Genomic DNA, 5343 nt, shown 5'->3' on the forward strand with positions numbered 1-5343 from the left:
TGCACCTGGCACCTGGGACCGGCCGGCATGCCAATGCCGGAACAACTCCATCAGATCGATCATCGTCCACGTTCTCCTCGCCACCGTCAGGCCCCTTCCCGGGCCCCGTTGTCGGTGACCCAGTCAGGAGCGAACCTGCAGCAGCACCCGAACCCCCGGCCGACACGCCCCAGGGGTGGGGAATTACGTGACGGCGGGGTGGGGAATTACGTGACGGACAAACCCCTCAACCTGGGGAATTACATGACCGCTGACAACTTCTGGGCCATCACCGATCGATACGTCTGCGTCGGTGGCCCGCAACTGGACCGGGGCAATGAGTTGCTTCGCACCGCCCAGGGATACCGGGGTGCGCGCCTGATACCGCAACGATCTCACGACCGCCTCCAACGGATATACACGGATGATGCCCAGCGGCCGTCGGATGTCTTCGCCATGGACGACCTCTTCGACCAGTCTGCTGTCGAGCGGTGCCGGCGGCGTCGACGTACGTGTTGCGACCTGCTGAAGCCGGGCGAGCGTTTGGCGGGGTGTGGCGCCGCGTTCGCGTTCGACGCCTTGGGCGGTTTGGCGATCGAAGTTGAAGCGCGCCCGGGCCATGTTGCGCACGATACCGAGGCGGGTGGTCTTCGCGTTGTTGATCAAGTGTGCAGCGACGTCGTGCACGGTCCAGTCACCACAGAGTGAGGGGTGGTCCCACTGGTCGTCGGTGAGGTCGGTGAGGTCATCGATCAGCGCCACACGCTCCGCATGCACGATCGGCCAGACATCATTCATGAAGCCATGTGACAAACTCTGCCCGTCACCGACTGGATCGGGCCCGACGCCTGACGGCCGGATTGTCCCCGGTGGTGGTTTGTTTCCAGGACGCGACCAAGACCGGGCTGACCCGCTCCATCCTCTACCGATCGACGATGCGGTAGAACGCCCCGGCGGCGTGGCTCTCGGTTCGACAGCTTGCGGCGGATACCTGGGACGACTTCGAGACCGTCATGGGCGCGCGCGGCGGTGCCGGCGGCTGCTGGTGCATGCACTGGCGGTTGAGCATCGCCGAGTGGATGGAGAACAAGAGCAACTGCAACAAGGCCGCCATGCGCGCCCTTGCCGAGCGCGCCGAAGCACTCGCCACCTGGCTCGACCGGGTCCACCTGCTACCTGCGATGGGTCCTCCGGAACGCGCCTCCGCCGACATTGCGGCCGCCCTGAAGGAGGCTCGCGCTTTGCGTGCGCTGTTCTGGACAGTCTTCGACGCGCAGAAGGACGGCCACACAATCCCCGCGGACGCCTTCGCACGGCTACTCGGCACCGCCCGTCGCGGCAGCGACACCATCACCGTTTCGTTTGACGGCTCCATGACTCCACTGGCCGCTGAGGGCGTGTTCACGATCCTGGCGCTGCGCGCCATCACCCTCGTGCTCGCCCCACCACCGCAAGGAGTGCGCGCCTGCGACAGCTGCGGCTGGTTCTTCATCGACTTCTCCCGCAGCCGCCGTCACCGCTGGTGCAGCATGAAGACCTGCGGCAACCAAGCCAAAGCCGCCCGCTACCGCTCCACCCACCCGTGATGAGTATGTCCAGCATCCGGTTCTCACCGTCGCACTCGCCCGGAAGCCCAGCCGCGTCGCCAATGCTCAAACCGTCACATACTGTCCGCTGCCCCTCCGTGTCACGTCTCCGCCAATCCCAAGTTCGCAGCGAGTCCGACAGCCGGCGACTCGCGCCCCAGCGCTGGGGCGCTATCGCATCGGGCCCTGCCAGTCGGATTGAGAACCCGCATGAAAACGCGACTCGTGACGCTCAGCGCCCACCAGAGCGATCTGCAGCAACACCACCGTTCGCCAGTGGTGCGCAACGTGCCCGGGCAAATGAAATCGGGGTGGTGAGAAGCAAGCCCCTCTTACGCGTGATTACCAAAGTGGCGGCTCCCCTGCACCGCACTAGCAGCTCCACCCGAGCCCGAGCCCGTCAACCCCTGACCCACCCCACCGGAGCCCCGCGGTAAGACCCCGCCCTCCATGCGAGGCCGAACGACCTGCGCCGGAACCTGTTCCGTGGACCCGGGTGGCGTGAACGATCAGGGCTCGCCCTGCCTGCGCTCGATGACCCAGGCCGCGATCTGAGTCCGGGAGGTGAACCCCAGTTTGGACAGAATGTGCTCGACGTGGCCCTGAGCGGTGCGCTGGGAAATGACGAGTTTGTCGGCGATCGCCCTGTTGGTCAGTCCCTCGGCGACGAGCTCGGCGACCTGCCGCTCCCGCCGCGTGAGAGTCGTCGACCCCGGTCCGACCGCCGCGGCGGTCGTACCTCTCTCGTCGAGGGCGTACCCGGCGGCCTCCTCGAACCGCATCCCGAGACCGCGCCCGAACTCCGCCTCGAACGCGCGGTCACCGATCGCCCCGCGGGCCTTCTCCTCGTACCGGTCGTGGTGGACGAGCAGCCTCGGGTAGAGGATGCTGGGGCTGCAGCCGGCCCGCGCGAKGCCCTCAGCGGCACCCATCAGCGTGGCCGCCCGCCGAGGAGCACCCTCATCCACCGCGATCCACGACAGGACCTCGATGCACCCCGCGCCGCCGGTGCGGTCATCCACCGACCGGGCGAGCTGCAGCCCCTGCATGACAAGCTCTTTCGCCCCGGAATACTCGCCGCGCCGCCACGCCCCCATCCCGGCACCCCACAGCGCCCAGCCCCGGTACATGAACTCGCCGCGCGATTCGGTCAGCGCAAGCATCTCCCGCTGACACTCCTCGCTCCGCGCCCAGTCTTCGGCCGCGTCACTGGCCGCCGCGAGCCCGGACAGGGACCAGATCATGTACAGCACGTTGCCGTCGTCTCGGAATACTGCGAGCGAGGATTCGAAGTGCTCACACGCTGCCCGGGCATCCAGGGTGATCAGTGCGTGCTGGCCGGCGGCATCGTCCATCAGTGCCGCGGCGGTGCGATCGCCGAGCTGCGCCGCCAGGGCACTGCCGCGCTGAACATAGATTGCCGACGCGTCCGCGTCGCCGTGCAGCCCGGACAGCACACTGAGCACGTACAACGCCGTGATCTGTTCGAGCCCGGGTTCGTCGCCGCGCACCGCGAGAAGCTGCGCCAGCCACCGCATCCCCTCGCGCAGCTTGCCCCGCCCCCGCCAGTACGGGTACATCGCGCCCGCCATCCGAATCCCCGCGTTCGCCTCGTGCGGGCCGGTCAGGCAGAACTGCAGACCCGCAACGATGTTGGACTGCTCAGCGTCGAGGCGCAGGGTCCAGGACAGCTGCCGCGAACTGATCCAATCGGACTCCGCCCGCAGCACCAGGTGTGCGTACCAGTCCCGGTGCCGCCGCAGCAATGATGCGAATTCGCCGGTCTCCTGCAACCGTTCCACCCCGTAGTCACGCAGCGTCTCGAGCATCCGGTACCGCGCCGCACCTCCCGTCTCCTCCCGGAGCAGGATCGATTTGTCGATCAGCGACGCCACCACGTCGACAACCTGTTCCGGCGTCATACCGCCGGAACAGATCCCTTCCGCCGCGTCGAGCTCGAAGCCGCCGGCAAACACCGTCAGCCGTCCCCACATCTCCCGCTCCACCCGGGTGCACAAGTCGTAGCTCCAGTCGATACTCCCCAGGAGAGTCTGCTGGCGGGACGGCGCCCCGCGGCTACCCGTCGTCAGCAAGGTGAAGCGGTCGGTCAACCGGTGCAGGATCTGCTCGACCGACATCACCCGCAGCCGCACCGCCGCCAACTCGATCGCCAGCGGCAGACCGTCCAGACGCCGGCAGATCGCCGCGACCACGCCCTCGTTGCTCTCGGTGATCTCGAAGCCCGGCACCGCCGTCGCCGCGCGTTCGGTGAACAGGGTCATCGCCTCGTAATGGCCGAGCCCCCCGCCGGCCACCGACCGCTGCCTCGCCTCCGGCAGCGTCAGTGGCGGCACCCGCAGCACGGCCTCTCCCCCGATTCCGAACGGCTCCCGGCTGGTCGCGAGAATCCGCACGTCCGGACAACTGCGCAGAAGGGTTTCCGCGAGGTTTGCGACCGGGCCGACGAGGTGCTCGCAGTTGTCCAGCACGAGCAACAGCTTCCGCGGCGTCAGATACTCGACGAGCTGCGTTTCCGGGGCGCCGGGCCCCTCGCGCAGGTTCAACGCCGACAGCACCGCGTCGACGACCGCGCCCGGGTCGTACAGTTCCCCCAACCCGACCGACCACACACCGTCGTCAAACGCACGAGACGAATCGGCGGCGGCCCGCAGCGCGAGCCTGGTCTTTCCCACACCCCCCACACCGGTCAACGTCACGAGCCGCGACACGGAGAGTAGACGGCGGATCTCGGCGATCTCATGACGGCGGCCGACGAAACTCGTCAATTCGTAGGGAAGGTTCCCCACGTTCGCCGTGCCGCCGGAAGGCATGAAACCGTCACTTTCATCTCACATCCCCTTGCCGACCACGGTACCTTCGCCGCCACGACGCGATCCGGTCCGCGACCACCCTCTCGCTACCCTCTCGTGGCTCTGCACGGGTGATCACCGTGCTGAGCGCCCCAGGGGATCCTCGCCACCGAGAGCTGGGCCTCGCCGAGTACCGGCCACCGGTGGGATAATCCACCTAGGAGGATCGTCCACCCCGAAGACGATGTCCTTGCAGAAACGTCGACCCCGGCCCAGGGCCTCAGGACCGCCCGAGTGCGCCGGGGTCGGCCCACAGAGGAGGGGTGTGGTCCTGCGGCAACCGACGGCGTGCGGACAACACCGGGAAACCCACAACCGACGCGCATGGTTCCGATTTTGTGTCGCTCTTCCCTGCCATGCGGTAACAAGTCGGAGCCCGTTACCGACGTACTAGATGTCGTAGTCAACGATGACGGACCCGAACAGCGGGCGCTGGACTCAAAACGCGAGCAGGCAGATGAACGAACTGCTTGATCCTCCGCCTCGTGGTCGGTACGTCAGCCGAGAATACGGCCGCGGCCGTGGGTAGTACCGCGGGAGCTGTCCGCGCGGCTCGACACGAGCCGGCGCGGGTGACGAGGGCAGGTGAGAGGTTTGGCTAGGGGCATCAAGCGCAACGGCAATCCCGATGCCGATCTCCCAGGAGACGACGCACCGGTGGACGTCGCGGCAGTGCGCCGTGACGACGCTTTGATCGACGCGATCGCCGGCGGCGGTCCCGTCGCAACGGATTCGCCGGAGCAGTACGAGCTCGCGCTTCTGCTGACCAATTGGCGCGCCGACATCGTGGCGACGCCGATGCCGACCGGGCCGCTGCTGGACGACGTGATCGCGGCGATCGACGCCTCGGACGCCCGTTCCGCACGCAGCGCTGCCCGCAGCAAGCTCCGCTTGTTGCGACCCATCGC

At 67.4% G+C, this 5343-nt stretch carries 4 protein-coding genes and 1 pseudogene; 3 read left to right on the top strand and 2 right to left on the bottom strand.

The window, feature by feature from the left end:
• Positions 1-183 precede the first annotated feature (183 nt).
• Positions 184-777, bottom strand: a complete 594-nt coding sequence (locus AC1D1G_RS41100) for a maleylpyruvate isomerase family mycothiol-dependent enzyme (protein ID WP_477956483.1) — start codon at positions 775-777, stop codon at positions 184-186.
• A gap of 215 nt (positions 778-992) precedes the next feature.
• Here AC1D1G_RS41100 and AC1D1G_RS41105 point away from each other — a divergent pair, with 215 nt between their 5' ends.
• On the top strand, positions 993-1565 hold the full coding sequence (locus tag AC1D1G_RS41105; RefSeq protein ID WP_477956484.1) for a CGNR zinc finger domain-containing protein: 573 nt from the start codon (positions 993-995) through the stop codon (positions 1563-1565).
• Positions 1566-2074: 509 nt separating this feature from the next.
• Here AC1D1G_RS41105 and AC1D1G_RS41110 read toward each other — a convergent pair.
• Positions 2075-4396 carry an ATP-binding protein gene (locus AC1D1G_RS41110; RefSeq protein ID WP_477956485.1) on the bottom strand — a complete coding sequence of 774 codons (2322 nt, stop codon included), beginning with the start codon at positions 4394-4396 and terminating at the stop codon, positions 2075-2077.
• A 402-nt stretch (positions 4397-4798) separates the two neighbouring features.
• Between AC1D1G_RS41110 and AC1D1G_RS41115 the strand changes: the two are divergent.
• Together AC1D1G_RS41115 and AC1D1G_RS41120 are read left to right on the top strand one after the other, a co-directional pair.
• A pseudogene (locus tag AC1D1G_RS41115) lies at positions 4799-5037 on the top strand (RNA polymerase subunit sigma); the annotation flags it as partial.
• Positions 5021-5343 (top strand): anti-sigma-D factor RsdA (locus AC1D1G_RS41120; RefSeq protein WP_477956486.1); only part of this gene is annotated, 323 nt, incomplete at its 3' end. The pseudogene AC1D1G_RS41115 and the gene AC1D1G_RS41120, both read left to right, overlap by 17 nt.

This window comes from Rhodococcus sp. P3_B8, assembly GCF_056402775.1.

Bases quoted from the DNA above. Each gene is read 5' to 3' on its own strand.
- AC1D1G_RS41105 (WP_477956484.1), top strand. From the start codon at position 993: ATGGGCGCGCGCGGCGGTGCCGGCGGCTGCTGGTGCATGCACTGGCGG.
- AC1D1G_RS41100 (WP_477956483.1), bottom strand. From the start codon at position 777: ATGAATGATGTCTGGCCGATCGTGCATGCGGAGCGTGTGGCGCTGATC.